This is a genomic window from Pseudomonas sp. NGC7, from assembly GCF_047159675.1.
Classification (GTDB): domain Bacteria; phylum Pseudomonadota; class Gammaproteobacteria; order Pseudomonadales; family Pseudomonadaceae; genus Aquipseudomonas; species Aquipseudomonas kermanshahensis.
Genome location: NZ_BAAFZY010000001.1, coordinates 2,090,023 through 2,103,469 on the forward strand (window position 1 = coordinate 2,090,023; position 13,447 = coordinate 2,103,469).

Below are 13,447 nucleotides of genomic sequence, written 5' to 3' on the forward strand. Positions count from 1 at the left end.
TTTACCAAAGGAGTGACACCATGCTGGTGATGCGCCCCGCGCAAATGGCTGACCTGAACGAAGTGCAGCGCATGGCTGCCGACAGCCCCATTGGTGTCACCTCGCTGCCGGACGATACTGCCCGTCTTGGCGACAAGATCGCCGCGTCGGAAACCTCCTTCGCCGCCGAGGTCAGCTTCAATGGCGAAGAAAGCTACTTCTTCGTGCTCGAAGACAGCGACACCGGCAAGCTTGCCGGCTGCTCGGCCATCGTCGCCTCGGCCGGTTACTCCGAGCCGTTCTACAGTTTCCGTAACGAGACCTTCGTGCACGCCTCGCGCGAGCTGAAGATCCACAACAAGATCCACGTTCTCTCGCTGTGCCACGACCTGACTGGCAACAGCTTGCTGACCAGCTTCTACGTGCTGCCCGAATTGGTCGGCAGCGGCTGGGCCGAGCTCAACTCGCGTGGCCGCCTGCTGTTCATGGCCTCGCACCCGGAGCGTTTTGCCGATTCGGTGGTGACCGAGATCGTGGGCTACAGCGACGATCAGGGCGAGTCGCCCTTCTGGGATGCAATAGGCCGCAACTTCTTCGACCTCAACTACGCCCATGCCGAGCGCCTGTGCGGGCTGAAGAGCCGTACCTTCCTGGCCGAACTGATGCCGCACTACCCGATCTACGTGCCGCTGCTGCCCGACGAAGCCCAGGAGGCCATGGGCCAGGTGCATCCGCGGGCGCAGATCACCTTCGACATCCTGATGCGTGAAGGCTTTGAGACCGAGCACTACATCGACATCTTCGACGGCGGGCCGACCTTGCACGCACGGGCTTCGGGCATTCGCTCGATTGCCCAGAGCCGTGTAGTACCGGTCAAGCTGGAGGAGGCCCCGGCCAAGGGTGGGCGCCCGTACCTGGTATGCAACGGCCAGTTGCAGGACTACCGCGCGGTGTTGCTGGAACTCGACTGGGTGCCCGGCAAACCGGTCAGCCTGGGGCGCGACGCGGCCGAGGCCCTGGGTGTCGGTGAGGGTGCAAGCGTGCGGCTGGTTGCCGTGTAAGGCGTGAGCCTGCGCAGGCAGCTCGAAACAGCAAGCTCGAAACGAAGCGTTTCGCGGTGGCAGAGGTCGCCGCTCAAGGAGATAGCATGATCGTTCGTCCCGTACGCAGCAGCGATTTACCCGCGCTGATCGAATTGGCTCGCAGCACTGGTACCACCGGGCTGACCACGCTGCCAGCCAACGAAGAGCGCCTTGGGCATCGCGTGGGCTGGGCCGAGAAGAGCTTCCGTGGCGAAGCCGAGCGGGGCGATACCGACTACCTGTTCGTGCTGGAAAACGACGAAGGCCTGGTGGTGGGCATCAGTGCCATCGCCGGGGCCGTCGGCCTGCGTGAGCCTTGGTACAACTACCGGGTCGGGCTCACCGTCAGCGCCTCGCAGGAGCTGAACATCTACCGCGAGATCCCCACCCTGTTCCTGGCCAACGACCTGACCGGCAATTCCGAGCTGTGCTCGTTGTTTTTGCGCAGTGACTACCGTTCTGGCCTCAATGGCCGCTTGCTGTCGCGGGCGCGGATGTTGTTCATCGCCGAGTTCCCGGAGCTGTTCGGCAAGAAGATCATTGCCGAGATGCGCGGCATGTCCGACGAGCAGGGCCGCTCGCCGTTCTGGGAAAGCCTGGGCCGGCACTTCTTCAAGATGGAGTTCAGCCAGGCCGACTACCTGACCGGGGTGGGCAACAAGTCGTTCATCGCCGAGCTGATGCCCAAGTTCCCGCTGTACACCTGCTTCCTCTCCGAAGCCGCGCGCAACGTGATCGGGCGTGTACACACCGACACCGAGCCTGCGCTGGCCATGCTCAAGCAGGAAGGTTTCAACTACCAGGGCTATGTCGACATCTTCGACGCAGGCCCCGCCATCGAGTGCGAGACCGCGAAGATTCGCGCCGTGCGCGAAAGCCAGACCCTGGTGCTGGCGGTCGGTACCCCGGGCGATGACGCCACCCCTTACATCATCCACAACCGCAAACGCGACGACTGCCGCATCACGGCCGCGCCTGCACGCCTGGCGGCTGGCACCCTAGTGGTCGACCCGCTGACCGCCAAGCGCCTGCGCATGGGGGCTGGCGACAACGTGCGTGCCGTGCCGCTGTCGGCGAGCCGGGAGGCCCAGTAAATGACTACGCATTACATCGCCGGCCATTGGCAGGCCGGCCAGGGAGCACCCCTGCAATCGCTCAACCCCGTGACCCAGGCGGTTGTCTGGGACGGGCAGGGCGCCGACGCCAGCCAGGTTGACGCTGCCGTGAAGGCTGCGCGCCAGACCTTTCCGGCCTGGGCACAGTTGAGCCTGGAGGCACGTATCGATGTGCTGGAAAAGTTTGCCGAACAGCTGAAGCAGCATGCCGAAGCGCTGGCGCACTGCATCGGCGAAGAAACCGGCAAGCCGCTGTGGGAATCGGCGACCGAAGTCACCAGCATGATCAACAAGGTGGCGATTTCGGTACAGAGCTACCGTGAGCGCACCGGTGAAAAAAGCGGCCCACTGGCCGATGCCACGGCCGTGCTGCGGCACAAGCCCCACGGTGTGGTGGCGGTGTTCGGGCCCTACAACTTCCCCGGCCACTTACCCAATGGGCACATCGTGCCGGCACTGCTGGCGGGCAACTGCGTTGTCTTCAAACCCAGCGAACTGACGCCCAAGGTGGCCGAACTGACGGTCAACTGCTGGATCGCCGCTGGCCTGCCTGCCGGAGTGCTCAACCTTGTCCAGGGCGCGCGTGAAACCGGCGTGGCGCTGGCGGCCAACCCGGGTATCGACGGGTTGTTCTTCACCGGCTCCAGCCGCACTGGCAACCTGTTGCACCAGCAGTTCGCCGGGCGCCCGGACAAGATCCTCGCGCTGGAAATGGGCGGCAACAACCCGTTGCTGGTGGACGAGGTCAAGGACCTGGACGCCGCGGTGTACACCATCATCCAGTCGGCCTTCATTTCTGCTGGCCAGCGCTGCACCTGTGCACGACGCCTGCTGGTGCCGCAAGGGGCGTGGGGCGATTCGTTGATCACGCGGCTGGTCGAGGTGTGCAAAAGCATCACCGTTGGCGCTTTCGACCAGCAGCCAGCGCCGTTCATGGGTTCGGTGATTTCGCTGCAGGCAGCGCAGGCGCTGATCGCAGCCCAGGCCGAGCTGGTGGGCAAGGGCGCCGTGAAGTTGCTGGAAATGACCCAACCCGAGGCCGATGCCGCGTTGCTGACGCCAGGCATTCTCGATGTCAGCGCCGTTGCCGACCGCCCGGACGAAGAGTTCTTCGGCCCGTTGCTGCAGGTGATTCGCTACGCCGATTTCGAGGCCGCCATCGATGAGGCCAACAACACCCAGTACGGCCTGGCCGCCGGTCTGCTGTCCGACTCCCGCGCCCGTTACCAGTACTTCTGGCTGCGCAGCCGGGCGGGCATCGTCAACTGGAACAAACAGTTGACCGGCGCCGCCAGCAGCGCGCCGTTCGGGGGTGTCGGCAACAGCGGCAACCACCGCGCCAGCGCCTATTACGCGGCCGACTACTGCGCTTACCCCGTGGCTTCGCTGGAGACCGCCAGCCTCGCCTTGCCGGCAACCTTGACGCCGGGCGTCACCCTATAACAAACGGTCTCGGAGCCTAGCCGATGAAATCCTATGAAGTGAATTTTGATGGCCTGGTGGGGCCTACCCACAACTATGGCGGCTTGTCTTACGGCAATGTGGCTTCGCAAAGCAACAGCCAGCAGGCGTCCAACCCGCGTGAAGCGGCGCGCCAGGGCCTGGCAAAGATGAAGGCCTTGGCCGACATGGGCTTCAAGCAGGGCGTGCTGGCCCCGCAGGAGCGCCCGGACGTGGCTGCGCTGCGCCGCCTGGGCTTCACTGGCAGCGATGCCGAAGTGATCCAGCGCGCCGCCAAGCAGGCCATGCCGTTGCTGGTGGCCAGCTGCTCGGCCTCGAGCATGTGGGTGGCCAACGCTGCCACGGTCAGCCCCAGTGCCGACACCGCCGATGGCCGCGTGCATTTCACTGCTGCCAACCTCAACTGCAAATACCACCGCAGCATCGAGCACCCGACCACCAGTCGTGTGCTGGGGGCGATGTTCGCCGATGACAAACACTTCGCCCACCACGAGGCATTGCCGGCGGTGGCGCAGTTCGGTGACGAGGGCGCGGCCAACCACACCCGCTTCTGTCGCAGCTACGGCGAGGCGGGCGTCGAATTCTTCGTCTACGGCCGCAGCGCCTTCGACAGCCGCTACCCTGCGCCGCAGAAGTACCCGGCACGGCAAACCCTGGAGGCTTCCCAGGCCGTGGTGCGGCTGCACGGCCTGCGCGACGACGGCGTGGTCTACGCTCAACAGAACCCGGCAGTGATCGACCAGGGCGTGTTCCACAATGACGTGATTTCGGTGGGCAACGGCGAGGTGCTGTTCTACCACGAGGACGCCTTCCTCGAGACCGAAGCGGTGCTTGGCCAGCTGCAAGCTAAACTGGCCCACAAGGGCGGCAACTTCCAGGCCATCCGAGTGCCGCGTGCGGCGGTGGCAGTAGATGACGCCGTGCGTTCGTACCTGTTCAACAGCCAGCTGCTCAGCCGTGACGACGGCTCCATGCTGCTGGTAGTGCCGGAGGAGTGCCGCAGTAACGAGCGCGTCTGGGCCTACCTGGAACAACTGACCCAGCAGGGCGGCCCGGTCAAAGAGGTCAAAGTGTTCGACCTCAAGCAGAGCATGCAGAACGGCGGAGGCCCTGCTTGCCTGCGTCTGCGCGTGGCATTGAAGGAATCGGAACTGGCGGCGGTGAATCCAGGCGTTATCATGACCGCGCCGCTGTACGACACCCTGCTGCAATGGGTCGACAAGCATTACCGCGATCGCCTTGGCGAAGCGGAGCTGGCCGATCCGCAACTGCTGGTCGAATGCCGTACGGCACTGGATGAGTTGACCCAGATTCTGAAATTGGGTTCGGTCTATCCGTTCCAACGCCAACCTTGAAGAGAGACTAAGTAATGACCGATGCCCTGCGCCTGATCCTCGAAGACGAAGACGGCACCCAGCTGGAAACCTCCTGCACCCGTTTTGCTGTGGTCTGGCAAGGCAAGGAAGTGTGGATTCAGCAGGACGGCCGCGGCCAGTTGCTGATTGGCGTGGATGTCGATGAAAACGACACCGAGTATGCCAACCTGCTGCTGCGCCCGATGGCCACCAACCTGGTCAGCCTGCAGCTGGAAATGGAGCTGGCTGAAGCCGCTGATGGCGACGATCACGTCCATGGCCCTGATTGCGGTCACCACCATTAAGGAAGTGCCTATGCTCGCCCTCGGCAAATTGCTTGAGCTGACCTTGACCGATCACGAACCGGCCGAGAAGACCCAAGTTACACCCAAGGGCGTGCGTTTGCGCTGGCTGGGGGAGGGCGCCCTTGAGGTGCGCCCGCCCGAGCATGAGGACAGTGGGCTCGACCTGCTACTGTCGGCCGGTATCCATGGTAACGAAACGGCGCCGATCGAGTTGCTCGAGCGCCTGTTGCATGGCGTGGCCAATGGCAAGATCAAGCCGCGTGCGCGGGTGTTGTTCCTGTTCGGCAACCCGGCGGCCATCCGCAAGGGCGAGCGCTTCGTCGAGCAGGACATCAACCGCCTGTTCAATGGTCGCCACGAGCTGTCCAGTGGTTTCGAGGCGCTGCGCGCCGCCGAGCTTGAACAGTTTGCCCGGGTGTTCTTCAGCAAGCCGGGCCGCCCCCGCCTGCATTACGACCTGCATACCGCCATCCGTGGCTCGAAGATCGAGCAGTTTGCCCTGTACCCCTACAAGGAAGGGCGCAAGCATTCCCGCCGGGAGCTGGCGCGCCTGGCCGCAGCGGGTATGGAGGCCGTGCTGTTGCAGAGCAAGTCGTCCATTACCTTCAGCGCCTTCACCTACGAGCAGCTCGCCGCCGAGGCGTTCACCCTGGAGCTTGGCAAGGCGAGGCCGTTCGGGGAGAACGAGCAGGTCAACCTCGACAAGCTGGAAGAGCGCCTGATCCAGATCATCGAAGGCACCGAGCCTGAGACTGAAGACTCGCTGGAGGGCTTGAAACTGTTCCGCGTCGCTCGCGAGATCATCAAGCACAGCGAGGGCTTCCGCCTGCATTTGCCGGCGGATATCGAAAACTTCTCCGAGTTGAGCATGGGTTACCTCCTGGCCGAAGACCTGGCCGAAACGCGCTGGGTGGTCGAGGAGGAGGGCGCGCGGATCATCTTCCCTAACCCCAAAGTAAAAAACGGCCTGCGCGCGGGAATTCTGGTGGTACCGGATTCGGGCCAGTGCCTAGGCTGAATACCGCCCTTGTAGGAGCAGCACAAGGCTGCTCCTACCGGAAATGCAGGTTTATTGGATCCTGTTTCACCCTGAAAACCTTTTAATTCACCGTCTATTCCATTTTCCCTTCCCTTCGGCCGTAATGGGCTTGCCAGTGGCGAAAGGCTGCAATTAGCATCCGATCATGTCATTTTCGTTTGCAACCGCCTGAAAACCGTCTATTCGACGTTTTCCATCGCATAAACACACTGCACCGAGTTTGCAGGACCGATATAATGCGGCCCTTTGCCGTCGTTTCGTCGACGCGTTTGCCCACCAGGGCCGCCGTTTCCGTGGAAGAACCTATGAAAAGCGCAGAAATCCGTGAAGCCTTCCTTCGCTTCTTCGAAGAGCAGGGACACACCCGAGTTGCCTCCAGCTCCCTGATCCCGGGCAATGACCCGACCCTGCTGTTTACCAACGCCGGCATGAACCAGTTCAAGGACTGCTTCCTCGGCCAGGAAAAGCGCGCCTACACCCGCGCCGTCAGCAGCCAGAAATGCGTACGCGCCGGTGGCAAGCACAACGACCTGGAAAACGTCGGCTACACCGCGCGTCACCATACGTTCTTCGAGATGCTGGGCAACTTCAGCTTCGGCGACTATTTCAAGCGCGACGCGATCACCTACGCCTGGACCTTCCTGACCTCGGACAAGTGGCTGAACCTGCCGAAGGAAAAGCTCTGGGTCACCGTCTACGCCACCGATGACGAAGCGTACGACATCTGGACCAAGGAAATCGGCGTGCCGGCCGAGCGCATGGTGCGCATCGGTGACAACAAAGGCGCCCCGTACGCGTCCGACAACTTCTGGACCATGGGTGATACCGGCCCGTGCGGCCCTTGCACCGAGATCTTCTACGACCACGGCGCCGACATCTGGGGCGGCCCACCCGGCTCGCCGGAAGAAGACGGCGACCGCTACATCGAGATCTGGAACAACGTCTTCATGCAGTTCAACCGCACCGCCGATGGCGTCCTGCACCCGCTGCCTGCCCCCTCGGTAGACACCGGCATGGGCCTGGAGCGTGTCAGTGCGGTACTGCAGCATGTTCACTCGAACTACGAGATCGACCTGTTCCAGAACCTGCTCAGCGCCGCGGCCAAGGCCATCGGTTGCAGCAATGACAGCCAGGCGTCGCTGAAAGTGGTCGCCGACCATATCCGTTCGTGCGGCTTCCTGATCGCAGACGGCGTGCTGCCGTCCAACGAAGGCCGTGGCTACGTGCTGCGCCGCATCATTCGCCGCGCTTGCCGCCACGGCAACAAGCTGGGCGCCAAGGGCAGCTTCTTCTACCAGATCGTTGCCGCACTGGTGGCCGAGATGGGCGAAGCCTTCCCAGAGCTGAAGAGCCAGCAGGCGCATATCGAGCGCGTGCTCAAGGCTGAAGAAGAGCAATTCGCCAAGACCCTGGAGCAAGGCCTGCGCATCCTCGAGCAGGACCTGGCGCAACTGCAGGGTGACGTGGTGCCGGGTGACGTGGTGTTCAAGCTGTACGACACCTACGGCTTCCCCATGGACCTGACCGCCGATATCGCCCGCGAGCGCGAGCTGACCATCGACGAAGCCGGTTTCGAGCGTGAAATGGACGCTCAGCGTGAGCGTGCGCGCTCTGCCAGCGCCTTCGGCATGGACTACAACAGCCTGGTCAAGGTCGACACCGCCACGGACTTCCTGGGCTACACCACCACCGAAGGCCAGGCCAAGGTCATTGCCCTGTACAAGGACGGCCAGGCCGTCGAGCAGTTGGGCGAAGGCGAGCAGGGCGTGGTGATCCTCGACCGCACGCCGTTCTACGCCGAGTCCGGCGGCCAGGTGGGTGACAGCGGCTTCCTGCAGGCCGGCGCCGTGCGCTTTGACGTGCGCGATACCACCAAGACCGGCGGTGCCTTCCTGCACCACGGTGTGGTTGCCAGCGGTGCATTGAGCGTGGGTGCCGAGGTCGAGGCCAAGGTCGACGCCGACGTGCAGCACGCCACCTCGCTGAACCACTCCGCCACTCACCTGCTGCACGAAGCGCTGCGCCAGGTGCTGGGCGATCACGTACAGCAGAAGGGCTCGCTGGTCGACAGCCAGCGCCTGCGTTTCGACTTCAGCCACTTCGAGGCGGTCAAGCCAGAGCAGATCAAGGCGCTGGAAGACATCGTCAACCGTGAAGTGCGCCGCAACACCGAAGTGCTGACCGAGGTGACCGACATCGAGACCGCCAAGCGCAAAGGCGCCATGGCCTTGTTCGGCGAGAAGTACGGCGATACCGTGCGCGTGCTGAGCATGGGTGGCGACTTCTCGGTGGAGCTGTGCGGGGGTATCCATGCCAAGCGCACCGGCGATATCAGCCTGTTCAAGATCATCAGCGAAGGCGGCGTGGCCTCTGGGGTACGTCGTATCGAAGCGGTTACCGGCGCGGCTGCGCTGGCCTACCTGAATGCTGCCGAAGAGCAGGTGAAGGAAGCCGCGCAACTGGTCAAGGGTAACCGTGACAACCTGATCGACAAGCTGTCGGCGGTGCTCGAGCGCAACCGTCAGCTGGAGAAGCAGCTGGAACAGCTGCAGGCCAAGGCCGCCAGCGCCGCCGGGGATGATCTCTCCAACGCGGCCGTTGAGGTCAAGGGTGCCAAGGTGCTTGCCGCTCGCCTGGATGGGCAAGATGGCAAGGCCTTGCTGGCCCTGGTCGATCAGCTGAAGAACAAGCTCGGCCACGCAGTGATCCTGCTGGGCAGTGAGCATGAGGGCAAGGTCGTGCTGGTGGCCGGCGTGACCAAGGACCTCTCCAGCCAACTCAAGGCTGGCGATCTGATGAAACAAGCCGCTGCGGCAGTGGGTGGCAAGGGCGGTGGCCGTCCGGACATGGCCCAGGGTGGCGGCGTCGACGTCGCTGCGCTGGACCAGGCCCTGGCGCTGGCCGTGCCGTTCGCAGAGCAGGGACTTTGAGATGAGGGGGCCGGCGGTCTAGTCGCCGGCTCCTTCATGTTGGATTGTTTTTTGGGGCCCTGTATGGGCTGAGGCACCATTGAAATGGCGTTGATCGTACAGAAATTTGGCGGCACCTCTGTCGGTTCCATCGAGCGGATCGAGCAGGTAGCCGAAAAGGTCAAGAAACACCGTGAGGCGGGCGACGACCTGGTGGTCGTGCTGTCGGCCATGAGCGGTGAAACCAATCGCCTGATCGATCTGGCCAAGCAGATCACCGATCAGCCGGTTCCGCGTGAACTGGATGTGATCGTGTCGACCGGTGAGCAGGTCACCATTGCCCTGCTGACCATGGCCTTGATCAAGCGTGGTGTGCCAGCGGTGTCCTACACCGGTAACCAGGTGCGCATTCTGACCGACAGCTCGCACAACAAAGCCCGCATCCTGCAGATCGACGACCAGAAGATTCGCGCCGACCTCAAGGAAGGGCGTGTGGTCGTGGTTGCAGGTTTCCAGGGTGTCGACGAGCACGGCAGCATCACCACCCTTGGCCGTGGCGGCTCCGACACCACCGGCGTCGCCCTGGCGGCGGCGCTCAAGGCTGACGAGTGCCAGATCTACACTGACGTCGATGGCGTCTACACCACTGACCCGCGCGTGGTGCCGCAGGCACAGCGCCTGGAGAAGATCACCTTCGAAGAGATGCTGGAAATGGCCAGCCTCGGCTCCAAGGTGCTGCAGATCCGTTCGGTGGAGTTCGCCGGCAAGTACAACGTCCCGCTGCGCGTGCTGCACAGCTTCAAGGAGGGTCCGGGTACCCTCATTACCATTGATGAAGAGGAATCCATGGAACAGCCGATCATTTCCGGTATCGCCTTCAACCGTGATGAAGCCAAGCTGACCATTCGCGGCGTGCCGGACACTCCGGGCGTGGCCTTCAAGATCCTCGGCCCGATCAGCGCCTCGAACATCGAGGTCGACATGATCGTGCAGAACGTGGCGCACGATAACACCACCGACTTCACCTTCACCGTACACCGCAACGAGTACGAGAAGGCGCAGAACGTGCTGGAGAACACCGCCCGTGAAATCGGTGCCCGCGAAGTGATCGGCGACACCAAGATCGCCAAGGTCTCGATCGTTGGCGTTGGCATGCGCTCCCACGCAGGCGTTGCCAGCCGCATGTTCGAAGCCCTGGCCAAGGAGAGCATCAACATCCAGATGATCTCCACCTCCGAGATCAAGGTTTCGGTCGTGATCGAAGAGAAGTACCTGGAGCTGGCCGTACGCGCGCTGCACACCGCGTTCGAGCTGGACGCTCCTGCCCGACAGGGCGAGTAAGGCGCTGCCTGGAAGGGCGCGGCTTGCCGCGCCCTTCGCGTTTCTGCTCGCCACGCACGCTGCTGCGGGGTGGGCAACCAGGGCTGGGTCGTCGTCCGCGACCAGGCCCCCGATACCAAAGACTGTTATCCCTGAATGTTTTGCGTAAGGAGAAAGCTATGTTGATTCTGACTCGCCGGTGCGCCGAGAGCCTGATCATTGGAGACGGCGAGATCACCGTGACGGTGCTTGGCGTCAAAGGCAACCAGGTGCGTATTGGCGTCAGCGCCCCGAAAGAAGTGGCTGTGCACCGCGAGGAAATCTACCTGCGGATCAAGAAAGAGAAGGACGAGGAGCCAAGCCTTTAATTCTTTTGAAGTTTTTTTCAAAAAAAGGGTTGCAAAGGTGAAAGAGGTTCTTTAATATTCGCCTCGTGTTGCGGTGAGGTGGCCGAGTGGCCGAAGGCGCTCCCCTGCTAAGGGAGTATACCTCATAAGGGTATCGGGGGTTCGAATCCCCCCTTCACCGCCATTATTCGCTTAGGCCGCTGTAAACAGTAAGAACGCTAAGTAGTTGAAATTAAACGAAAAAAGTTCTTGCAAAAATGTTTCAGCGACCTATAATGCGCGGCAAGACACGGACTCATAGCTCAGCTGGATAGAGTACTCGGCTACGAACCGAGCGGTCGCAGGTTCGAATCCTGCTGAGTCCGCCACTTTTGAAGTGGCTTTGCTTACAAGGCTACTTCAAACAACCAGTGGTAATCTGGTCTAAAACTACCAACCACGGACTCATAGCTCAGCTGGATAGAGTACTCGGCTACGAACCGAGCGGTCGCAGGTTCGAATCCTGCTGAGTCCGCCACTTTTGAAGTGGCTCTGCTTGCAAAGACGCTTCAACAAGCCAGTGGTAATCTGGCCTAAAAATACCGACCACGGACTCATAGCTCAGCTGGATAGAGTACTCGGCTACGAACCGAGCGGTCGCAGGTTCGAATCCTGCTGAGTCCGCCATACAATCAAAAAGCCCGCTCAAATGAGCGGGCTTTTTGTTTTCTCCCGTTCACTGTTTCTCAGTGATGCCCGCTAGACTGCACATAAACCGGCCCGATAATCTTTTGCGCGGCATTTGTGTTTTTTCTTTTGCTCCCGCCGTCGCACACATAGCTTCGAGCGTTGTCCTAGCTTTATCTCGCAAACGATTGTTCTGGCCAAAAATTTAAGCGATCTGACAGCTTAGGCAGTGTATGATTGCGCCCGTCAGCCCCGCCGGGGCTTGTGGAATACCACCATGGACTTACCCAGTAGTTACTCCTTAACAAGATTCATACAGATAGATCTGACCGATTGATTCCCCCGGCGTGCTCCGCTGCTGGGAGTGGAGTTCGCCTATGACTGAAGTAGAAGTAAAGAAAGCGCAAGAGAGCCTGCAGGATCGCCTGGCTCAGGTGGTCGAACTGCTGCAGCGCCAGCGCGTGGTCGAAGACCTCACCCACCGCCAGGAGGGTGCTCATCACGACCTGGTCGAAAACCTCGTCCACCGCCAGAACCTCGTTGAGCTGCAGCGCAAGCTCGATGACCTGCACCCCGCCGACGTCGCCTACATCCTCGAAGCATTGCCCCTGGAAGACCGCCTGACGGTCTGGCAGCTGGTGCGCTCGGACCGCGACGGCGACATCCTGCTTGAAGTATCCGATTCGGTTCGCCAATCGCTGATCGCCGACATGGACGATCACGAACTGCTCGCCGCTGCCAAGGAAATGGACGCCGACGAACTGGCCGACCTGGCGCCCGAGCTACCGCGCGACGTCGTTCACGAGTTGATGGAAACCCTCGATGCCCAGCAACGCGAGCGCGTGCGTTCGGCGCTGAGCTACGACGAGGAGCAGGTCGGTGCGTTGATGGACTTCGAGATGGTCACCATCCGCGAAGACGTCAGCCTCGAAGTCGTATTGCGTTACCTGCGCCGCCTGAAAGAGCTGCCGAACCACACCGACAAACTGTTCGTGGTCGACTATGACGGCATTCTCAAGGGCGTGCTGCCCATCAAGCGCCTGCTGGTCAACGACCCGGACAAGAAGGTGGCAGAGGTCATGGCGACCGACCCTGTGTCCTTCCACCCCGAGGAAGATGCCTACGACGCGGCTCAAGCCTTTGAACGTTACGACCTCGTATCCGCCCCGGTGGTGGACAAGAGCGATCGCCTGATCGGCCGTCTGACCATTGACGAAATGGTCGACCTGATCCGTGAGGAGAGCGAGAGCGAAGTGCTCAACATGGCCGGCCTGCGCGAAGAAGAAGACATCTTCGCCTCGGTCTGGCGTTCGCTGCGCAACCGCTGGGCGTGGCTGGCCATCAACCTGATTACTGCATTCCTGGCTTCACGGGTGATCGGCCTGTTCGAGGGGTCGATCGAGAAGCTGGTGGCGCTGGCCGCCTTGATGCCGATCGTGGCGGGCATCGGTGGTAACTCCGGCAACCAGACCATCACCATGATCGTGCGTGCGATGGCGCTGGACCAGGTGTCGCCAGGCAATACCAGCCGCCTGATGCGCAAGGAGCTAGCAGTTTCGTTGCTCAACGGCTTGATCTGGGGTGGCGTGATCGGTGCGGTGGCGTTCTGGCTGTATGGCAGTTGGTCATTGGGCCTGGTGATGACCGCGGCAATGACCTTGAACCTGCTGTTGGCAGCGTTGATGGGGGTGTTGATCCCGATGACCCTGACACGCCTGGGGCGCGATCCGGCGATGGGCTCCAGCGTGATGATCACGGCGGTGACCGACAGCGGCGGGTTCTTCATCTTCCTGGGCTTGGCGACGCTGTTCCTGCTCTGATTATTGGGGGGGCCAGCCTATGGCCGCTCCTACACACGATTGCTAATGA

At 61.9% G+C, this 13,447-nt stretch carries 10 protein-coding genes and 4 tRNA genes; all 14 read left to right on the top strand.

The genetic code is table 11. From position 1 onward, the window contains the following. Positions 1–20 precede the first annotated feature (20 nt). Positions 21–1,040, top strand: a complete 1,020-nt coding sequence (aruF, locus tag ACMCNM_RS09560) for an arginine/ornithine succinyltransferase subunit alpha (protein WP_027593083.1) — start codon at positions 21–23, stop codon at positions 1,038–1,040. An 86-nt stretch (positions 1,041–1,126) separates the two neighbouring features. Continuing rightward, positions 1,127–2,155, top strand: coding sequence for an arginine N-succinyltransferase (gene astA, locus ACMCNM_RS09565; protein ID WP_027593082.1), 1,029 nt, complete (start codon positions 1,127–1,129; stop codon positions 2,153–2,155). Beyond that, positions 2,156–3,619, top strand: a complete 1,464-nt coding sequence (astD, locus tag ACMCNM_RS09570) for a succinylglutamate-semialdehyde dehydrogenase (protein WP_238215455.1) — start codon at positions 2,156–2,158, stop codon at positions 3,617–3,619. It abuts the gene before it with no gap. Between the two features lie 23 nt (positions 3,620–3,642). After that, on the top strand, positions 3,643–4,992 hold the full coding sequence (gene astB / locus ACMCNM_RS09575; protein WP_085272487.1) for an N-succinylarginine dihydrolase: 1,350 nt from the start codon (positions 3,643–3,645) through the stop codon (positions 4,990–4,992). A gap of 14 nt (positions 4,993–5,006) precedes the next feature. Then, entirely contained in the window at positions 5,007–5,297 is a 291-nt protein-coding gene (locus tag ACMCNM_RS09580; RefSeq protein WP_027593079.1) for a hypothetical protein, read from the top strand. Between the two features lie 10 nt (positions 5,298–5,307). Then, the gene (astE, locus tag ACMCNM_RS09585; protein ID WP_412765910.1) at positions 5,308–6,315 is read left to right on the top strand and encodes a succinylglutamate desuccinylase; all 1,008 of its coding nucleotides are present in this window, start codon (positions 5,308–5,310) and stop codon (positions 6,313–6,315) included. Positions 6,316–6,641: 326 nt separating this feature from the next. Next, entirely contained in the window at positions 6,642–9,266 is a 2,625-nt protein-coding gene (gene alaS, locus ACMCNM_RS09590) for an alanine--tRNA ligase (protein WP_085272489.1), read from the top strand. An 84-nt stretch (positions 9,267–9,350) separates the two neighbouring features. Beyond that, a complete protein-coding gene (locus ACMCNM_RS09595; protein WP_027593076.1) occupies positions 9,351–10,586 on the top strand; it encodes an aspartate kinase in 1,236 nt (411 codons plus the stop codon). 158 nt (positions 10,587–10,744) lie between these two features. Beyond that, positions 10,745–10,933: a carbon storage regulator CsrA gene (gene csrA, locus ACMCNM_RS09600; protein ID WP_003254503.1), complete on the top strand. Its 189-nt coding sequence runs from the start codon at positions 10,745–10,747 to the stop codon at positions 10,931–10,933. Positions 10,934–11,005: 72 nt separating this feature from the next. Continuing rightward, positions 11,006–11,096, top strand: a tRNA-Ser gene (locus tag ACMCNM_RS09605). A gap of 107 nt (positions 11,097–11,203) precedes the next feature. Then, a tRNA-Arg gene (locus ACMCNM_RS09610) sits at positions 11,204–11,280 on the top strand. A 72-nt stretch (positions 11,281–11,352) separates the two neighbouring features. Next, positions 11,353–11,429, top strand: a tRNA-Arg gene (locus ACMCNM_RS09615). Between the two features lie 72 nt (positions 11,430–11,501). Beyond that, positions 11,502–11,578: transfer RNA gene (locus ACMCNM_RS09620), tRNA-Arg, on the top strand. A gap of 377 nt (positions 11,579–11,955) precedes the next feature. After that, positions 11,956–13,398 carry a magnesium transporter gene (gene mgtE / locus ACMCNM_RS09625; RefSeq protein ID WP_027593075.1) on the top strand — a complete coding sequence of 481 codons (1,443 nt, stop codon included), beginning with the start codon at positions 11,956–11,958 and terminating at the stop codon, positions 13,396–13,398. The last annotated feature ends 49 nt before the right edge of the window (positions 13,399–13,447 follow it).

What these genes read in the sequence shown, in the direction of transcription:
- astA (WP_027593082.1), top strand. Translation starts at nt 1,127, where the DNA reads ATGATCGTTCGTCCCGTACGCAGCAGCGATTTACCCGCGCTGATCGAA.
- csrA (WP_003254503.1), top strand. Translation starts at nt 10,745, where the DNA reads ATGTTGATTCTGACTCGCCGGTGCGCCGAGAGCCTGATCATTGGAGAC.
- ACMCNM_RS09580 (WP_027593079.1), top strand. Translation starts at nt 5,007, where the DNA reads ATGACCGATGCCCTGCGCCTGATCCTCGAAGACGAAGACGGCACCCAG.
- mgtE (WP_027593075.1), top strand. Translation starts at nt 11,956, where the DNA reads ATGACTGAAGTAGAAGTAAAGAAAGCGCAAGAGAGCCTGCAGGATCGC.
- ACMCNM_RS09595 (WP_027593076.1), top strand. Translation starts at nt 9,351, where the DNA reads ATGGCGTTGATCGTACAGAAATTTGGCGGCACCTCTGTCGGTTCCATC.
- astD (WP_238215455.1), top strand. Translation starts at nt 2,156, where the DNA reads ATGACTACGCATTACATCGCCGGCCATTGGCAGGCCGGCCAGGGAGCA.
- astE (WP_412765910.1), top strand. Translation starts at nt 5,308, where the DNA reads ATGCTCGCCCTCGGCAAATTGCTTGAGCTGACCTTGACCGATCACGAA.
- aruF (WP_027593083.1), top strand. Translation starts at nt 21, where the DNA reads ATGCTGGTGATGCGCCCCGCGCAAATGGCTGACCTGAACGAAGTGCAG.
- astB (WP_085272487.1), top strand. Translation starts at nt 3,643, where the DNA reads ATGAAATCCTATGAAGTGAATTTTGATGGCCTGGTGGGGCCTACCCAC.
- alaS (WP_085272489.1), top strand. Translation starts at nt 6,642, where the DNA reads ATGAAAAGCGCAGAAATCCGTGAAGCCTTCCTTCGCTTCTTCGAAGAG.